We start from the raw sequence: 16923 nt of genomic DNA on the forward strand, positions 1-16923 counted from the left end.
CCGGGCTCAGCGTCGGCGCAGCGCCCTGACCAGCACCACGGCACCACCCAGCAGGGCCACCGAGCCGCCGATCACCCACGGCACCGCGCTGCGGCCGCCGGTGCCCGGCACCACGATCCCGCCGGCCTCGCCGCCCCAGCGGGACGCCGCCCGGGCCCGCGCGCTGCGGGCGGGCAGCGCCGGGGCGTACGGGCCGCGCGGCGGGGCGTGGTCCACCTCCTCGGCGGACCGGCCGACGATGCTGCGGCGCACCGGGCCGCTGAGCACCGGCTCCTCCTCGTACGCGAAGAGCGGCTCGGCGGGGAGCTCCTCGGCGACGCCGTCCTGCTCGGCGGAGCCGTCCGCGGCCCCGTCCTCCACGTCGTCCTCCTCGTCCTCGTCCTCGTCGTCGGCGGAGCCGGTGGGCAGGCCGAAGCGCTCGGCGTCGGCGTCGGAGAAGGCGATCAGGTCGGAGAGGTCGTCGTCCAGGTCGTCGCCGGGCTGGTCCTGGCGGTCCTCGATGAAGACCACACCGGCGTCGGCCCCGGCCCCGGCGTTCCCGGACCCGCCCTGCTCGGCGTCCTCCTCCTGGTCCTGGTCCTGGTCCTGCGGCTGCTCGCCCTCCGGGGCGACCAGCGCGGCGGCGAACCGGTCCAGCAGGCGGCGGCCGGTGGCGTCGAGGGTCTCCTCGTCGAACTCGGTCAGCCGGCCGGTGGCGCTCAGGTCGCCGGTGAAGCGGATCACCGCGGTGCCGTCCTCGGCGCCGTCCGCGACGCTGACCCGGACGGTGGCGGTCACCTCACCGGTGCCCCGGGCCTCCTCGCCCTCGGCGAGCACGGTCAGCACGCCCTCCCGGCCCCCGATCAGCGACAGCACGCCCTTGTACGTGATCGTGGAGCCGCCGATCCGCAGCTTCAGCCGGCCGCCGATCTCCTCGGCCGCACCGGCGCCGACCGCGGCCGGCTCGGTGCTCAGCCCCGGCACACTCCGCGCCAGCAGCGCGGGATCCTGCAAGGCCTGCCGGACCGGCTCGGCGGACAACGGGACGAGAACCTCATGCTCCATGTCACGGAGCCTACCGACTGGGCCGCGCCCGGTCCCTACCCACCACCACCGGATTTTCCCCGCCCCACCTGTTCCCTTGGCCGTCGCACCATCGCCGCGGCCGCCCGCACGGGCACCCGCCCCGGCCCGCCACGGGCGCGAGGCGGGGCTTCCGGGAAGACGGTTCCCCGGGGTGGCCTCGGCGGGGCCGGGCGGCCTCAGCGGGGGCCGAGGAGGGTGAGGGCCGCCGGGGGGTGGGCCGGGCGGAGGGCGGTGAGGCGGGCGGTGGTGGCGTGGAGGGCGTCGGGACTGAGGGCGCGGGGCGACGGGGCGTCGGGGGCGAGGGTGAGCGGGGGCCGGACGGCGGCGGCGAGGAGGAAGTTCTGGGGGTCGTCCGGCGGGCCGGGGCGGCAGGCGGCGGTGGCGCTGCCCGGGACGGCGTACGGGGCGGTCTGCAGGCCCGTCGTCCGCAGACCGGACTCGATCTGCCAGAGGCCGTCCAGGTCGTTCCCGGCGCGGACGGCGATCCGGCCGCCGGGGGAGAGCAGTCGTGCGGCGAGGCCGTAGAACTCCTGGGAGTGGAACTTGACCGGCCCGCCGTCGGCCGGTGCCGGGAGGTCGGCGAGCACCACGTCGTACGGTCCGTCCCCGCCGGGGGCGCCGGCGCCGCGCAGCCAGGCCAGCGGGTCGGCCGCGGTGGTGCGGACCCGGGGGTCGTCCAGCGAGCGGCCGCCGAGGGCGGCCAGCCCGGGGTCGGTGCGGGCGAGCCGGGGGAGGGCGGGGTCGGCGTCGACCAGCCGGACGGTGCGCACGCCCCGGTGCCGCAGCACCTCCCGCAGGGCGAGCCCGTCGCCGCCGCCGAGCAGCAGGACGCGGGCGTCCGGGCCGGCCGCCATGGCGGGGTGGACCAGGCCCTCGCTGCTCCGGTACTCGTCCGGTCCGCAGACCGCGAGCCGGCCGTCCAGGTAGAGCCGCAGGGGGCCCTCGGCGGGGCCGGTGAGCACGATCTCCTGGGACCGGCTGCGGGTGGCGTAGCGGACCTGGTCGCCGTACAGGGCGTGCCGGGCGGCGCGCTCGACGGCGTCGGAGCCGGCCGCGGCCGTCGCGAGCAGGGCGAGGACCAGCAGGCAGCCGCCCCAGAGCAGCCGTCGGATCCGGGGGGCGGGTTCCTCGCGGAACAGCCAGAGCACCACGGCCGCCCCGGCGACGGCGTTGACGGCGCCGGTGAGCAGGGCGCCGTCGCCCGGTCCGAGGGCGGGCAGGATCAGGAAGGGGAAGGCGAGGCCGCCGATCAGCGCGCCCACGTAGTCGGCGGCGAACAGGTCGGCGACGGCGCGTCCGGCGTCCTCGCGCCGGATCCGTTGGATGAGGGTCATCAGCAGGGGGATCTCGGCGCCGATCAGGACGCCGATCAGGCAGGTGAGGCCGACCATGGCGGCCTGGTAGCGGCCGATCCAGGCCCAGCAGGAGTAGAGCGCGAGGACGGAGAGTCCGCCGGTGAGCGCGAGCGCGCACTCGACGAGGGCGAAGGCGGTGGCGGGCCGGCTGGTGAACCGTTTGGCGAGCAGTGAGCCGAGGCCCATCGCGAACACCATGACGGAGAGCACGACGGAGGTTTGGGTGACCGTGTCCCCGAGCAGGTAGTCGCCGAGCGCCACGAGTTCGAGCTCGTAGACGAGTCCGCAGGCCGCGCAGACGAACGCGGCCAGCAGGACGGTCAGGCGGGCGAGCCGGGGGCTGGAGCGCAGCCGGGACCGACGGCGGGCGGGCGGGAGCGGGGCGAGGCCTCGCCCGGGCCGGGGTGGGGCGCCGTCGTCGAGGTCCACTCGCGGGCGTGCGGGCGGACCGGTCGGATGGTTGATCACGAACAAACGCTAGGGGACGTGCGGGACGGATGGATGCGCCCATCCGACGGACAGTGGGCGACGTCGGATTGACGAACCGTTCCTGCGTACGATTCGTAGGCCTGGGCCGGGCGGCCTACGGCCGGATCGGTGGTCCGGTCCGGACTTCCGGCGGTCATGCCCCGGCCACCCCGGTCACCACCAGCGAGGAGCGGGTGCACACCAGCTGCCCCTCCTGCGGGTAGGCGTGCCAGGTGCGCCAGAGCAGCCGGTCCGCGCCGCCCTGGGTGACCAGTGCGGTGAAGGCGCTCGGGTCGCCCGGGAAGACCCCGGCGAGGCCCCGCGGGTGCCCCTCGACGAGGGCCAGCAGCTCCTGCGCGCGGGCCGCGAAGTCGTGCGGCGGCAGCGCCTCGATCCGGGCCGCGAACTCGTACTCCCAGCCGCCGACCTGCTTGGCCACCCGGGCCGGCAGCGGGGTGCGGCGGCCGGGCAGGCAGGCGACGGTCTCCAGGCACTGGCCGGGGCCCGCGTCGATCACCACCTGGTGGGAGGCGCCCAGCAGGCGCAGCTGGAGGGTGCCGGGCGTGCCCGGGCGGCCGCCCCCGTCGAGTCTCAGGTCGCGGACGGCGAGAGCGGGCAGCGGGTCGCCGCCGAGGCACCAGGCGAGGTCACCCGCCCGGGTGTCCGTGTAGGAGGTCTGCAGTGTGGTGAGCATGCTCGGCTCCGCGTTTCAGCTCCGTGCGCGCCCGCCGAGCAGCAGCGAGTAGGCCTAGGCGATGGCGAGGCTGTTCGTGGCTGTGCGGCCCTGGGCGCGGCCGACCGTGGAAGGAGGGATTCCGGCTGGAGATTCAGCAGCAGAGAAGCACGAATACGCCGGGTCCGCCGGTGATTTACCCAACTTTGTCAAGCATTCACCGTTTCGAGCACACCTGCTTCCCGGCTCTGATCGAGCCCGTGTACGAGTCTGCACAGCGCGCGCCCCTATCACCGGATCGTGCGCCGTGCGCGCCGGGTGTGCGCTGTCCGGCTGCATCACACACCGCCGCCCTCCAGGCGCGGGGCGTGGAGGGCGGCGGGAGAGTGCCCGGATGCTCGGAAGGATTGCCGCAATGGTGGCAAACAAGCAAGCCGATCAAGGAAGTTGATGATCCATCAGCACTGGTGTCGGATCACGGACATCCCTGTTCGAAGGGCGCGAAAGGGGGCGTGCGGCCCCTCACAGGCGCCGCAGGCGGGTGACGGCCTCCTGGAGGACCTCGTCCTTTTTGCAGAAAGTGAAGCGGACCAGGCTACGGCCGGCCTCCACGTCGTCGTAGAACACCGCGTTCGGGATGGCGACGACGCCGCAACGGCCGGGCAGGGCACGGCAGAATTCGATGCCGTCCTTCTCGCCGAGCGGCGTGATGTCGGTGGTGACGAAGTACGTGCCCTCGGGGGTGAAGGCCCGGAAGCCGGCCGCGGTGAGGCCGCCGAGCAGCAGGTCGCGCTTGCGCAGCAGGTCGGCGCGGAGGGTGTCGAAGTACGTGTCGGGCAGCCGCAGGGCCTCGGCGACGGCGTACTGGAAGGGTCCGGCGCTGACGTAGGTGAGGTACTGCTTCGCGGTGCGCACGGCCGCGACCAGGTCCGGGCTCGCGGTGACCCAGCCGACCTTCCAGCCGGTGAAGGAGAAGGTCTTGCCGGCGGAGGAGATGGTGACGGTGCGTTCGCGCATGCCGGGCAGGGCCGCGAGGGGGTGGTGGACGGCGCCGAAGACCAGGTGCTCGTAGACCTCGTCGGTGACGACCAGCAGGTCGTGCTCGACGGCGAGCGCGGCGACGGCGGAGAGCTCCTCGGCGGTGAGGACGGTGCCGGTGGGGTTGTGCGGGGTGTTGATCAGCAGCAGCCGGGTGCGCGGGGTGATCAGGGCGCGCAGCTCGTCCAGGTCGGGGCGGAAGGCCGGGGCCCGCAGGGTGAGCGGCACCCGGGTGGCGCCGGCCATCGCGATGCAGGCGGCGTAGGAGTCGTAGAAGGGTTCGAGGGCGATCGCGGTGCGCAGCTCGGGGATGCCGGGGCCGGGCGGGTACTGGTTGCCCCGGCCGTCGCGCAGGGCCCGTACGGCCGCCTCGCGGACCTCCTCGGGCCCGTCGGTGTCGGGGAATCCCTGGCCGAGGTTGATCGAGCCGGTGGCCGTGGCCAGGGCCGACATCTCGGCGAAGATCGTCGTGCCCATCCCGGTCAGTCGGCGGTTCAGCAGCGGCCTGGTACCCATCGGTGGCTCCTCACGGCTCGTCGTCAGGGCCATCCTGGGTCAGCCGGGGGCCGGGGACAAGAACGGCCCGCCACCGGCGCGGAGGGCGGTGGCGGGCCGGACCGGAGTACCGGGACCGGGATCAGGCCTCGTCGGTGCCCTCGGTGCCCTCGCCGTCCTCGCCCTCGATCTCGTTCTGGAGGCCGAGGCGCTCGACGATCCACTGCTCGAAGCCGACCGCGGCCTGGGTCCAGTTGGCGGTGGTGGTGACGAAGTAGTCCAGGTTGACGCCGGTGCCGACGATCATCTGGGCCTCGCCGATCAGGCGGACCACGCCGTCCTCGTGGGTGTGGGTGTAGACCTTGGGCCAGAGGGTCTCGCGGTTCCACTCGTCGATCAGGTCGAGGATCTCGCCCTTCTTCTCCAGCGGGTAGGCGCGGTCGTAGAAGGCGCGCACCGCGAAGAGCTCCTTCTGCTCGCCGCGGAACATGTAGTAGACGCGGAAGCCCTCCCAGGGGGCGGTGAGGTCGCCCTCCTCGTCCACGACGTGCTTGAGCTGCATCTGGTCCAGCAGCTGGGTGACCAGGGCCTGGTCCGGGACGACGATCGGCGGCGGGCCGGCCGGCCGCCCGCCCTGGCCGCCGGGCTGGCCGCCCTGGGGAACGCCGAAGGACGGGATGGACGACGGGTCGATGCTCATGGGGGTCCTCTTCCTCAGTGCACGTGGTGGCCGGCAATGAGAGGCCGCCCTTTCCACCTCCCATCCTGCCTCATTCGGGGCTCCGCTCACAGGGGCGGCCGAGGGGCGCGTCGATCTTCGTCGGGCGTTCCTCCGGCCGTCGTCCGGCGGCTCCGGCGGCGGTGGGAAGGGTGTCGGTCACCGAGGGTGTGCGGGGCCCGGGGCGGGGGTGGGAACCCCGGTGGGGTGTGGGCCCGCGGAGGGGCGCGCGTGAGCCACGTCACGCGCCCGGCGCGCTGGTTCGGCTGCCGTCCCGGTCGGATGCGGTTAGCGTGCGACGGAACTCGCATCGATCAAATCCCGGCCTGGCCGGGGGAGTTGAGCTGTCCTGAGGTGGACTGTCCGGAATTGAGGGGGGAACAGGAGTGGGTGGAGCGGCGACGGGGGACGGCGCGACGCTCGGGGCGCTGCTGCGGAGCATCCGGCTGGACCGGGGCATGACGCAGGAGCAGCTGGGCGAGGCGACCGGGCTGAGCGTGCGGTCGATCCGGGACCTGGAACGCGGGGTGTCCTGTCCGCGGGTGTCCACGCTCAGGCTGCTGACCCAGGCCTGGAGCCTGCCGGACGTCCAGGTGGCCGAGCTGCACCGGCTGGCGCGCAGCCGGCGGGACCGGACGCGGCGGCTGCTGCGACGGGCGGCGGCGGAGTGACGGCGGCGCGGTGACGGCGGCGCGGTGACGGCGGCGGCCCCGGCGGCCGGGTGACGGCCCCGGTGCGGCCCGCGGGCGCGGAACGGGCCGCCCCCGCCGCCGGAGCGGAAGGGGCGGCCCGGGTGCCGGACGCCGGCGGTGCTACTTCTCCAGCGGCCCCCGGCCGCGGACGGTCAGGCGGTCGCCCGCCTCGTCCTGCTCGACCAGGACGGTGTCCCCGTCGTGCACCGCGCCGGACAGGATCGCCCGGGCCAGCTGGTCGCCGATCGCGGACTGCACCAGCCGGCGCAGCGGGCGGGCGCCGTACGCCGGGTCGTAGCCGGTGAGCGCCAGCCAGTCGCGGGCGGCCGCGGAGACCTCCAGGGTGAGCCGCCGCTCCCGCAGCCGCTCGCCCAGGCGGGCCACCTGGAGGTCGACGATCCGGCTCAGCTCGCCGGTGCCCAGCGGCTCGAAGACCACGATGTCGTCCAGCCGGTTGAGGAACTCCGGCTTGAACGCGGACCGGACGGCGCCCAGCACCAGCTCCCGCTTGCGTTCCTCCGGGGTGGCCGGGTCCACCAGGTACTGGCTGCCCAGGTTGGAGGTGAGGATCAGGATGGCGTTGCGGAAGTCCACCGTGCGGCCCTGCCCGTCGGTGAGCCGCCCGTCGTCCAGCACCTGGAGCAGGACGTCGAAGACCTCCGGGTGCGCCTTCTCCACCTCGTCCAGCAGCACCACGCTGTACGGGCGGCGGCGGACGGCCTCGGTGAGCTGGCCGCCCTCCTCGTAGCCGACGTACCCGGGCGGGGCGCCGACCAGACGGGAGACCGAGTGCTTCTCGCCGTACTCGCTCATGTCGATCCGGACCATCGCCCGCTCGTCGTCGAACAGGAAGTCGGCCAGGGCCTTGGCGAGTTCGGTCTTGCCGACACCGGTCGGGCCGAGGAACAGGAAGGAGCCGGTCGGGCGGTCCGGGTCGGCGACGCCGGAGCGGGTGCGCCGCACCGCGTCGGAGACGGCCTGCACGGCCTCCTGCTGGCCGATCAGGCGCCGGCCCAACTCCTCTTCCATGCGCAGGAGTTTGGCGCTCTCGCCCTCCAGTAGCCGGCCGGCCGGGATGCCCGTCCAGGAGGCGACCACGTCGGCCACGTCGTCCGGGCCGACCTCCTCCTTGACCATCGAGGTCGAGGTGTCCTGGTCCGCGGCGCGCTCCTGGGCCTCGGTGAGCTCCGTCTCGGCGGCCGGGATCTCGGCGTACATCAGCTTGGACGCGCGCTCGAAGTCCCCGTCGCGCTGGGCGCGTTCGAGCGCGCCGCGCAGGTCGTCCAGCCGCTCCTTGAGCTCGCCGACCCGGTTGAGGCTCTTCTTCTCCTGCTCCCAGCGCGCCGTCAGCACGCTCAACTGCTCGTTCCGGTCGGCGAGGTCGCGCCGCAGCCGGGCCAGCCGGTCCACCGAGGCCGGGTCGGACTCCTTCTCCAGGGCCAGTTCCTCCATCCGCAACCGGTCCACGGAGCGCTGGAGTTCGTCGATCTCGACCGGGGAGGAGTCGATCTCCATCCGCAGCCGGGAGGCCGCCTCGTCGACCAGGTCGATCGCCTTGTCGGGCAGGAAGCGGGAGGTGATGTAGCGGTTGGACAGGGTGGCGGCGGCGACCAGGGCGGCGTCCGAGATCTGCACCTTGTGGTGCGCCTCGTACCGGCCCTTGAGGCCGCGCAGGATGGCGATCGAGTCCTCCACGCTGGGCTCGCCGACCAGCACCTGCTGGAAGCGGCGCTCCAGGGCCGGGTCCTTCTCGATCCGCTCGCGGTACTCGTCCAGCGTGGTGGCGCCGACCATCCGCAGCTCGCCGCGGGCCAGCATCGGCTTGAGCATGTTGCCCGCGTCCATCGCGGAGTCGCCGCCGGCGCCCGCGCCGACCATGGTGTGCAGCTCGTCGATGAAGGTGACGACCCGGCCGTCGGAGGCCTTGATGTCGTTCAGGACGGCCTTCAGCCGCTCCTCGAACTCGCCGCGGAACTTGGCGCCCGCGACCATCGCGCTGAGGTCCAGCGCGACCAGCCGCTTGCCGCGCAGCGACTCCGGCACGTCGCCGGCCACGATGCGCTGGGCCAGGCCCTCGACCACGGCGGTCTTGCCGACGCCCGGCTCGCCGATCAGCACCGGGTTGTTCTTCGTCCGGCGGGAGAGCACCTGGACCACCCGGCGGATCTCGTGGTCGCGGCCGATCACCGGGTCGAGCTTGCCGTCCCGGGCGGCCTGGGTGAGGTCGGTGCCGTACTTCTCCAGCGCCTTGTAGGTGCCCTCCGGGTCCGGTGAGGTGACCCGGCCGCTGCCGCGGACGTCCTTGAACGCGGCGAGCAGCGCCTTCGGCGCGGCGCCCTGGTGCGCCAGCAGCTCGGCCACCTGGCCGCCCTCGGCGGCCAGGCCGACCATCAGGTGCTCGGTGGAGACGTACTGGTCGTCCAGGTCGCTGGCGCGCCTGCCGGCCTCGGTGAGCACCGCGACGGTGTCCCGGGCGAGCTGGGGCGCGGCGACCGTCGAGCCCATCGCGCTGGGCAGCGCGGCCGCCTGGCGGCGGGCCTCGGCGTCGACCCGGGCGACGTCGGCCCCGACCGCCTCCAGCAGGGGCCGGGCGATGCCCTCGGGCTGCTCCAGCAGGGCGATCAGGATGTGCACCGGCCTGACGTCCGGGTTGCCGGCCGTGCCCGCCTGCCGGATGGCGGCGGACAGGGCTTCCTGCGTCTTGGTGGTGAACTTGCTGGCGTCCACTGCTGGGGGGTCCTCCCTCGTCGTCCTTCACTACTGCTGCGTACAGCATGCACTAAGTTGAGTCTATTCCGCTCAACTTTCCGTTTCCGGTTTCCGCCTCAACTTCTCGGTGAACGTTTGACCGACCGCCGGGTCAGCCCCAGCAGCTCCCGGGCCGGCCCGCCCGGCCGCTGCCCGGCCGGCCAGACCGCGCGCAGCGGCCGCCGCAGGTCCAGCTCCGCCACCAGCGGCACCTCGACCAGCCGCCGGGTGGCCAGCTCCTCCGTCACCGCCAGCTCGCTCAGGCAGACCGGCCCCGCCCCGGTCATCGCCGCCGCCTTCAGCGCGGTGGACGAGGCCAGCTCCATCCGGGGCCGCGCCACGCCCCCGTACGGCCGCAGGGCCATCTCCAGCACCTCCCGGGTGCCCGAGCCGGGCTCGCGCAGCGCCAGCGGGGTGGCCGCCAGCTCGGCCCCGGTCAGCGGGGCGCGGCGGCGCGCCCACGGGTGCCCGGGCGCCACCACGACCACCAGCCGGTCGGCGGCCACCACCACGCCGGCCAGCCCGGGCGGGGTGGTGGGGCCCTCGACGAAGCCGAGGTCGGCGTCCCCGTCCAGGACGTGCCCGGCGACCTCCGCCGAGTTCGCCGTCCGCAGCGTCACCGCCGTCCCCGGGCTGGCCTCGGCCAGGCCCAGCAGCCAGCCGGGCATCAGGTACTCGGCGACGGTCAGACTGGCCACCACCCGCAGCTTGGCGTCCCGCCGCTCGCGCAGCGCGTCGATCCCGGCGTCCAGCGCCTGCGCCGCCTCCACCACCTGCCGGGCCCACTCGACCACCAGCCGGCCCGCCTCGGTCGGCCGGCTGCCCCGGGGCGAGCGGTCCAGCAGCGGGACGCCGACCTGCCGCTCCATGCCCTTGATCCGGGCGCTGGCGGTCGGCTGGGTGACGCCCAGCTCGGCCGCCGCCCGTCCGACACTGCCCAGCCGGGCCACCGCGAGCAGCAGTTCCAGGGCGCCGAGTTCGGGGACGTGCGGGGAGAGGGCCATAGGTTCAGGCTATGCCCCCATAGAAGCCCCGGCGCTACCGGCCGCCCGGCCTTCCGGGCGACGGTGGGGACATGTCCACTTTGGCCGGTATCCGCCCCCTCGCCCGCCCCGCCGTCCGCCGCCGGCCCGACCTCGCCCAACTCGGCCCCAACTGGTACGCCGCCGTGATGGGCACCGCGATCCTGGCGAACGGCGCCGCCGTGCTGCCGGTGCGGCCGCCCGGGCTGACCGCCTTCGGCGAGGTGATGTGGGCGTTCGCGCTGGCCGCCCTGCTGGTGCTGGCCGGGGCCCGGCTGGTCCACCTGACCCGGCACCGCGAGGCGGCCCGCGCCCAGCTGCTGGACAACCCGGCCACCGCGGTCTTCTACGGCTGCCCGCCGATGGCGCTGCTGGCGGTCGGGCTGGGCACCCTGCTGCTCGGCTCCCGGGTCATCGGCACCGGCCCGGCGGTCGCCCTGGACGCGGTGCTGTGGAGCCTCGGCACCCTGTACGCGCTGGCCGTGGCCGGCGGCATCCCGTACCTGATGATCACCCGGCACCGGCTCTCCGCCCTGGAGGCCAACCCGACCTGGCTGCTGCCCGTGGTCGCCCCGCTGGTCGCCTCCGCCTGCGGCCCCGCGCTCGTCCCCCACCTGCCGGCCGGGACGGCCCAGCAGGCCATGCTGTACGGCTGCTGGGCGCTGTTCGGGATCGGCCTGCTGGCCACCCTGGTGCTGCTGCCGGTGGTGTTCACCGGGCTGCTCCACAGCAAACTGCCCGCCCTGGCGCTCACCCCCTCGCTGTTCCTGGTGCTCGGCCCGCTCGGCCAGTCCGTCACCGCGGTCCACCAGCTCGCCGACGCCGCCCGCCCGGTGCTGCCCGCGCTGGCGCCCGCCATGGTCGACCTCGCCGAGCTGTACGGCGTGGCGGTGATCGGCGTCGCCATGCTCTGGCTGGCCGTCGCGCTCACCGCCAACCTGCGGGCCCGGCGGGCCGGGATGCCGTTCGCGATGACCTGGTGGGCGTACACCTTCCCGGTCGGCACCTGCGTCACCGGAGCCTCCGCGCTCGCCCGGCACACCGGCTTCGGGGGCTTCAGTGGCCTGGCCGTCGGCCTGTACCTGCTGCTGGCGCTCGCCTGGGTGCTCGCCGCGGGCGGCACCGCCGCCGGGCTGGCACGGGGCCGGCTGCTGGCCCGCTGAGGCGGCGCCGGACCCCCGGGCCTGCGTGAACGCGCAGCTCAGGAGCGCGCGGCCGGTGCAGGAACGCGCACGGCCGGACAACGGTGCTGCCGGGTGGTGCCGACGCCCCCGACCCGCCCCGGTTCCACCGGAATCCACCCCGCCGGCCGGACCGTCGCGCCCGCGGCCGGATGCAGGTAGCTGCAATTGCGCGAACATGCACTCGGGCGGCACTTGTTCACCGGCCGTCACGCTGTGAGGGTGGAGACACGCCAAGTCGTCCGGGCACCGCAGCCCGATGGTGGCGACACGCTCTTCGATGCTGACCGCAGGTGCGACATCCCGCGCCGGTGGAACGGGGGGGAAGAGCGCCGGGCCGGGGTCCATGTGTGGTGATGGCCCCCGGACCGGACCCGTCGAGGCGTTGCTGCTCCGCCTCGACGGGAGCGCCTTGACTGGCGTACCGATGGCGGCCCCCGGACGACCCGGCGTGCGACGGCACCCGGGCCCGGGGTCCGCCGTCCCACCCGGTACCGTGACCGCCTGATCCATGATCACGCCGTACCGGCCCACCGGCACCGTGAGCCCGCCGGGCCCACCGGTGCCACGGCTCGTGCGGCGGGGAGCACGGGCAGACCAGGGGAGAGGCGTCCGGCAGGGAGAGTGCGACGTGACGGCGGAACCGGCGGTCACACCGCACCACGGGCCCGTGGGCGAGGAGCCCGACGAGGCCGCCCGGCAGCTCTACCTGGCCATCATCGCCGAGGGCGGCCGCGTCCCCACCGGCGAGGTCGCCGACGTCGACCGGGGAGCGCTCCAACAACTCATCGACATCGGCCTGTTGATGGTCAACCGGATGGACCGCTGCTACACCGCGGTCAGCCCGCGCTCGGTCAGCGACCGCCTCGGCGCCGAACTGCGCAGCGAGGCCACCCGGCTGCTGGTCCGCGCGGAGAACCTCCCGGGCGCCCTGGACGGCCTCACCCGGGCCTACGACGCGATGCCCCGCCCGACCGACCGGGCCGGCGGCGCCGTCCACGTCGAGGGGCACGTCCACATCCGCCAGCGGATCTCCCAACTGGTCTCCGACTGCCGCTCCGAGGTCCTCACCGCCCAGCCCGGCCACCGGCCCGCCGACACCCTCCAGGTCGCCCTCCTCCAGGACGTCCAACTGCTCCAGCGCGGCTGCTCGCTGCGCACCATCTACCAGCCGGTCGCGCTCGCCGACCCGCCCGCCCTCGCCTACGCCGAGGAGGTCATCCGGCACGGCTCGCTCATCCGGGTGCTCGACGAGCCCTTCCAGCGGCTGATCGTCTTCGACCGCTCCGTCGCCGTGATCTCCGCCAACGACGACAACAGCACCGCCGCCTTCATCACCGACCCGGCCACCATCACCTACCTGGTCGGCACCTTCGAACGCGACTGGGCGCGCGCCGACACCGCCGAGGCCGCCGCCCTCGGCCAGGCATCCGCCCGCACCATCCCCGACCGGGTCGGAAGGCTGCTCGCCCGCGGCCTCACCCAGCGCGCCGTCGCCACCCGGCTGGGCCTGAGCGAACGCACCGTCGCCGCCCACATCTCCCGGCTGCGCGACCGCTACGGCGCGCAGACCCTCTTCCAGCTCGGCTGGCTGATGCGGGGCGCCCGCGATGACCGATGAGCCGGGCCCGGCCGAGCGGGCCCTCTACCTCGCCGCCGTCCGGGGCGGCGGCCGGCTGCTCCCCGAGGACCTCGCCCCCGCCGACCGGCCCACCCTGGCCGCCCTCGTCGCCCGCGGCCTGCTCACCCCCACCGCCACCGGCTGGACCGCCGCCAGCCCGCGCTCCCTCGGCGACCGGATCGGCCTGGAACTGCGCACCCGCGCCGTCCGCCTGCTGCGGCACGCCGAGCGGCTCCCGGGCACCCTCGGGCCGCTGTCCCGCGCCTACGACGAGGCGCGCAGCCCGGTCGGGGGGCAGCCGGCGGCCGGTTCCCGGGCCGTTGGTTCGGCCGGCTCCCCGGCCACGGGCTCCCCGGCCGTCGCCCTCGGCGGCACTCTCGGCGGCACCGTCGTCGGCGCCGCCGAGGTCCGCGGGCGGGTCAGCGAACTCGTCTCGGAGTGCCGGGAGGAGGTCCTGGCCGCCCAGCCCGGCCCGCGGCCGCTCGAAGGCCTCCGGATGGCCCTCGCCCAGGACCTCTCGCTGCTCCGCCGAGGCTGCTCGCTGCGCACCCTCTACCAGCCGGTCACCCTCGCCGACGCCGCCGTGCGGAGCCAGGTCGTCCTGCGCACCGGGCAGGGCGCCCAGGTGAGGGTCCTCGCCGAGCCCTACGAGCGGGTGCTGGTCTTCGACCGCGCGGTGGCCGTCATCCCCGCCGCCGAGGACCACAGCCGGGCCGCCTTCCTCACCGACCCCACCACCGTGGCCTACCTCGCCGCCCAGTTCGAACGCGACTGGGCCCGCGCCACCCCCGCCGGACGCCACCTCGACCCGCCGTCCGTCACCACCGTGCGGATCGGCCGGCTGCTCGCCCGCGGCCTCACCCAACGGGCCGTCGCCACCCGGCTGGGCGTCAGCGAACGCACCGTCGCCGCCCACATCTCCCGGCTGCGCGACCGCTACGGCGCCCACACCCTCTTCCACCTCGGCTGGCGGCTGCGGGGCGAGCACCATGACTGACACGCCCGCCACTCCGCTCGCCGCCGCCCGGGCCCTCCACCTCGCCGTCCTGCGCGAGGGCGGCCGGGTGCGGTCGGCCGAAGTCGGCGGGGAGGACGGGTCGGCGCTCCTACGGTTGGTGGAACTCGGGCTGCCGGTACCGCAGTTGGTGGACGGCTCGGACAGCGCGGTGGATCCCCGGGCGGTCGGCGAGCGGATCGGGGGCGACCTCCGGAGGACCGGTACCCGCCTGTTGGCCGAGGCCGGCCGGATCCCCGGGCAGCTGCGCGAACGCACCCGGGCCCATGGCGCGGCGCCGCGGCGGAGCGAGCCGGGTGGAGGCGTCCGCCGGCTGAGGGGCACGGCCGAGATCCGGCACCTGGTCTCGCAGTTGGTCAAGGACTACCCGGACCACCCGCACGAGGCGCTCGGTGCCCGACCCGGCGGCCTGTTCCGACGCGCCCACCGCCGGGTTCGCCCGGCGGTCGACGCGGGTCGGAAGGCTGCTCGCCCGCGGCCTCACGCAGCGGGCGAGCGCCGGCCGGATGGGGCTGAGCGAGCGCGCGGTGGCCGGTCATGTCGCCCGGCTGCGTGAGCTGTGCGACGCGGAGGCGCTGTTCCGGTCGGGCCGGCTGCTGCGGGGGTCCCGGACGGGGGAGTCCGGTGGGTAGCCGCCGCTCAGCCGGTGGCGGCGCCGGTCGGCCAGTAGCCGGGGACGGCGGGCTGCTGCCGGGGGACGTTGAACTGCTCGCCGGGGGCGGTCCAGAAGCCCTCGCGCAGGGAGAGCGCCATGCCCGCCCAGTCGAGCGCGGTCTCGACCGTGTGGTTGAGGGCCTCCTGCGACCAGGTGTCGTCGAAGACCAGCGGCAGGACGGGGGCGACCTGCTCGATGGTGGCGATCAGCGGGTTGTGGGTGATGGCCTCGTCGACCAGGAGGACGATCGGCTTGCGCAGCGCCGACGCCCAGCCGAGCTCCAGGCTCACGCCGGCCGAGAGGGGGGCACCGACGTAGGCGAACACGAGGTCGGCGGACTGGAGGGCGCGGAAGTCGGAGGGGACGCGGGGCTCCGGCGCGCGGCCGGAGATGGTCCAGGCGTCGCTGTGGTGCGCGCTGTACACGGCGGCACCGCTGCGCAGGAGGGTGGTGCGGAGCGTCGTCAGCCGCGTCCGGCTGGCGAGGGTCACCACGCTGTCGGCCGGCCCGGTCAGTCGCATCAGCGGGGCGGCCAGGAACACACGTGCACGCCGACCCTCAGGGGCCTGGCTGTCGTGGTGACGCAGGTAGGGCTCGGTCATGTCGACTCCGGGGAAAGGCCGACCGGGGGAGTGAGTGTCGGCGATGCGTTGGATGTGGTCTGCTCGGTGGACTGATGCCGCTGCTGAACGGTTTAGTATTTGACGGTACATTGGCAAGGTGTGGCGCCCTGCCGAGACCATTGAGGGCGAACTGATCGTCCATCGCATCTCCGTGTCGCGTCCAGGGTTGGCCTGTGTCATCTGGATGACTGGCAGAGAGATGACGCACACCCCCGCATGCGGAAGCAGGTGACAGCCTCCCCCTGGCGTGGCACCATGTGGACCGTTATCCTGCTTGACGCTTCTAGTGGCGATTCTCCAGAAAAGTGAGGGCGTGACTGATATGCACCAATTTGTCCGCGTGGTTGTGCTTTCATTGGTTGCCGTCGCCGCCGTGCTCGGTGCCGGCTCTCTCGTGAGCGCTGCCGACTCGCACGACGCGATTGCCGTCAATGCCTCCGTGAGCGTCGCAGACGACATCTCCTGGCAGTGAGTACGGCCGGGTGACTGCACGGCCGGGTAATCGCACGGCCGCGTGCCAGAGTATTGACGGACCCGCCTGAAGCCGGCTGGGCGAGTCAGTCGGAAGTCTCCTGCGCCTTTCGGCCGAGGACATATCCGAGTTGGAATAGCGAGTCGACCTTGTAGTCGTCTCGCATTTCGGCTATATGTCTGGCCAGTGTCCGCTCGCTAATTCCAAGGCGTCGTGCGATAACTCGGTGATTGGTTCCTTCGAGCATCTGGTCAATGATCGTCTGGCGCAGGCGTGACACGACCTGCTGCGGCACCGTGCGGTCGCCCTCGAATTCCAGGGCCCGGCTCCAGTACTGCTCGAAGACCTCATTGGCAAGATAGTCGACGACGGCAGGGTCGTAGATGAAGGCCGCGAGGCTCATGTCATCGTCGATCGGGATCACTGCCACGCGCCGATCCATCACTATGAGCCGCGTATAGGGCTCGTCAAGCGTGCGGTACTGGCCGCCGGCTTGGGCGAGTGTGGCGACGTAATCCCTGGTCGGCTGGTGGTATCGGGTGCTGGCGTGGTAGATCGTCCGCATCTTCGTCCCGCTGCGGAGCGTCTCCAGATCGTATGCGATCATTCCGGCGAGAAGATCCGGCTGCCGGGGGCCGCCAGGTTGGAGCGCCAGGGCCTCCTCGAATCCGGAACCCCTGAACTGCTCCAGCCGCTGCCGAATGAGCGCCTTCCCCCGAACATGCTCTATGGACCCTCCGGACCGCTTCGGGGTGTGGAATTCCCGGGCCAGATCCTGCAGTTCGGAGGGGAGCGATACGGCGCGTGACAGGAGTTCCAGTGCCTGACGTTGCCACGAATGGCTGAGGCTTGTCGAGAGCTGCGCGGGGTCGGCGGCCACGAAAACATTCGGATCATCACTGTCGGGTATGAGAAGGCCGATCCTCACCAGCTCGCCCCGCGCGGGATCATCCTGGTCGAGGTCGGAGTCCAACGGCAGTTTGCCGTCTCCTCGGATGACGGCGAGATATAGCTCTCGTGCTTCTGGCGAGAGGATGGTCAAGCCGGCGGCAAGGGGCTGCTCTCGTCCACTCATTCGCGAC

15 protein-coding genes are annotated in these 16923 nt (G+C 73.8%); 6 read left to right on the plus strand and 9 right to left on the minus strand.

Annotated elements, in window-relative coordinates; translation table 11 throughout:
• Positions 1-6: 6 nt before the first annotated feature.
• From ACGFSC_RS00805 to ACGFSC_RS00825, 5 genes are all read right to left on the minus strand, one after another.
• The gene (locus tag ACGFSC_RS00805; RefSeq protein WP_359897724.1) at positions 7-1044 is read right to left on the minus strand and encodes a hypothetical protein; all 1038 of its coding nucleotides are present in this window, start codon (positions 1042-1044) and stop codon (positions 7-9) included.
• A 197-nt stretch (positions 1045-1241) separates the two neighbouring features.
• Positions 1242-2849 (minus strand): polyamine aminopropyltransferase, encoded by a 1608-nt coding sequence (locus ACGFSC_RS00810; RefSeq protein WP_380630647.1) that lies wholly within the window; start codon positions 2847-2849, stop codon positions 1242-1244.
• A gap of 193 nt (positions 2850-3042) precedes the next feature.
• The gene (locus ACGFSC_RS00815) at positions 3043-3582 is read right to left on the minus strand and encodes a DUF2617 family protein (RefSeq protein ID WP_359897726.1); all 540 of its coding nucleotides are present in this window, start codon (positions 3580-3582) and stop codon (positions 3043-3045) included.
• Between the two features lie 501 nt (positions 3583-4083).
• The gene (locus tag ACGFSC_RS00820; RefSeq protein ID WP_359897727.1) at positions 4084-5115 is read right to left on the minus strand and encodes an aminotransferase class I/II-fold pyridoxal phosphate-dependent enzyme; all 1032 of its coding nucleotides are present in this window, start codon (positions 5113-5115) and stop codon (positions 4084-4086) included.
• A 121-nt stretch (positions 5116-5236) separates the two neighbouring features.
• Positions 5237-5794, minus strand: coding sequence for a YbjN domain-containing protein (locus ACGFSC_RS00825; RefSeq protein ID WP_359897728.1), 558 nt, complete (start codon positions 5792-5794; stop codon positions 5237-5239).
• 404 nt (positions 5795-6198) lie between these two features.
• Between ACGFSC_RS00825 and ACGFSC_RS00830 the strand changes: the two genes are divergently transcribed.
• Entirely contained in the window at positions 6199-6483 is a 285-nt protein-coding gene (locus tag ACGFSC_RS00830) for a helix-turn-helix transcriptional regulator (protein ID WP_359897729.1), read from the plus strand.
• 141 nt (positions 6484-6624) lie between these two features.
• Here ACGFSC_RS00830 and clpB read toward each other — a convergent pair whose 3' ends face one another.
• Both clpB and ACGFSC_RS00840 read right to left on the minus strand, forming a co-directional pair.
• Entirely contained in the window at positions 6625-9231 is a 2607-nt protein-coding gene (gene clpB, locus ACGFSC_RS00835; protein WP_359897730.1) for an ATP-dependent chaperone ClpB, read from the minus strand.
• A 98-nt stretch (positions 9232-9329) separates the two neighbouring features.
• Complete coding sequence (locus ACGFSC_RS00840; protein WP_359897731.1) at positions 9330-10256, minus strand: LysR family transcriptional regulator; 927 nt, start codon at positions 10254-10256, stop codon at positions 9330-9332.
• Between the two features lie 71 nt (positions 10257-10327).
• Between ACGFSC_RS00840 and ACGFSC_RS00845 the strand changes: the two genes are divergently transcribed.
• The 4 genes from ACGFSC_RS00845 to ACGFSC_RS00860 all read left to right on the plus strand — a co-directional run bounded on the left by ACGFSC_RS00845 (position 10328) and on the right by ACGFSC_RS00860 (position 14647).
• The gene (locus ACGFSC_RS00845) at positions 10328-11437 is read left to right on the plus strand and encodes a TDT family transporter (protein WP_359897732.1); all 1110 of its coding nucleotides are present in this window, start codon (positions 10328-10330) and stop codon (positions 11435-11437) included.
• Positions 11438-12125: 688 nt separating this feature from the next.
• Entirely contained in the window at positions 12126-13076 is a 951-nt protein-coding gene (locus ACGFSC_RS00850) for a LuxR C-terminal-related transcriptional regulator (protein ID WP_359897733.1), read from the plus strand.
• Positions 13066-14073 (plus strand): LuxR C-terminal-related transcriptional regulator, encoded by a 1008-nt coding sequence (locus ACGFSC_RS00855; protein WP_359897734.1) that lies wholly within the window; start codon positions 13066-13068, stop codon positions 14071-14073. Before ACGFSC_RS00850 ends, ACGFSC_RS00855 begins: the two co-directional genes overlap by 11 nt.
• On the plus strand, positions 14066-14647 hold the full coding sequence (locus tag ACGFSC_RS00860; protein ID WP_359897735.1) for a hypothetical protein: 582 nt from the start codon (positions 14066-14068) through the stop codon (positions 14645-14647). The genes ACGFSC_RS00855 and ACGFSC_RS00860 overlap by 8 nt, the downstream gene beginning before the upstream one ends.
• 83 nt (positions 14648-14730) lie before the next feature.
• Here ACGFSC_RS00860 and ACGFSC_RS00865 read toward each other — a convergent pair whose 3' ends face one another.
• On the minus strand, positions 14731-15348 hold the full coding sequence (locus ACGFSC_RS00865) for a hypothetical protein (RefSeq protein WP_143204511.1): 618 nt from the start codon (positions 15346-15348) through the stop codon (positions 14731-14733).
• Positions 15349-15655: 307 nt separating this feature from the next.
• Between ACGFSC_RS00865 and ACGFSC_RS00870 the strand changes: the two genes are divergently transcribed.
• Positions 15656-15841 carry a hypothetical protein gene (locus ACGFSC_RS00870; RefSeq protein ID WP_359897736.1) on the plus strand — a complete coding sequence of 62 codons (186 nt, stop codon included), beginning with the start codon at positions 15656-15658 and terminating at the stop codon, positions 15839-15841.
• Positions 15842-15926: 85 nt separating this feature from the next.
• Here the strand turns inward: ACGFSC_RS00870 and ACGFSC_RS00875 are convergent, their stop codons facing one another.
• A complete protein-coding gene (locus ACGFSC_RS00875; protein ID WP_359897737.1) occupies positions 15927-16916 on the minus strand; it encodes a helix-turn-helix domain-containing protein in 990 nt (329 codons plus the stop codon).
• Between the last annotated feature and the right edge of the window lie 7 nt (positions 16917-16923).

The sequence above is a fragment of the Kitasatospora sp. NPDC048715 genome, assembly GCF_043198905.1.
Classification (GTDB): domain Bacteria; phylum Actinomycetota; class Actinomycetes; order Streptomycetales; family Streptomycetaceae; genus Kitasatospora; species Kitasatospora lactacystinica.

Bases quoted from the DNA above. Each gene is read 5' to 3' on its own strand.
- ACGFSC_RS00840 (WP_359897731.1), bottom strand. From the start codon at position 10,256: ATGGCCCTCTCCCCGCACGTCCCCGAACTCGGCGCCCTGGAACTGCTG.
- ACGFSC_RS00825 (WP_359897728.1), bottom strand. From the start codon at position 5,794: ATGAGCATCGACCCGTCGTCCATCCCGTCCTTCGGCGTTCCCCAGGGC.
- ACGFSC_RS00845 (WP_359897732.1), top strand. From the start codon at position 10,328: ATGTCCACTTTGGCCGGTATCCGCCCCCTCGCCCGCCCCGCCGTCCGC.
- ACGFSC_RS00815 (WP_359897726.1), bottom strand. From the start codon at position 3,582: ATGCTCACCACACTGCAGACCTCCTACACGGACACCCGGGCGGGTGAC.
- ACGFSC_RS00820 (WP_359897727.1), bottom strand. From the start codon at position 5,115: ATGGGTACCAGGCCGCTGCTGAACCGCCGACTGACCGGGATGGGCACG.
- ACGFSC_RS00875 (WP_359897737.1), bottom strand. From the start codon at position 16,916: ATGAGTGGACGAGAGCAGCCCCTTGCCGCCGGCTTGACCATCCTCTCG.
- ACGFSC_RS00860 (WP_359897735.1), top strand. From the start codon at position 14,066: ATGACTGACACGCCCGCCACTCCGCTCGCCGCCGCCCGGGCCCTCCAC.
- ACGFSC_RS00865 (WP_143204511.1), bottom strand. From the start codon at position 15,348: ATGACCGAGCCCTACCTGCGTCACCACGACAGCCAGGCCCCTGAGGGT.
- ACGFSC_RS00855 (WP_359897734.1), top strand. From the start codon at position 13,066: ATGACCGATGAGCCGGGCCCGGCCGAGCGGGCCCTCTACCTCGCCGCC.
- ACGFSC_RS00805 (WP_359897724.1), bottom strand. From the start codon at position 1,044: ATGGAGCATGAGGTTCTCGTCCCGTTGTCCGCCGAGCCGGTCCGGCAG.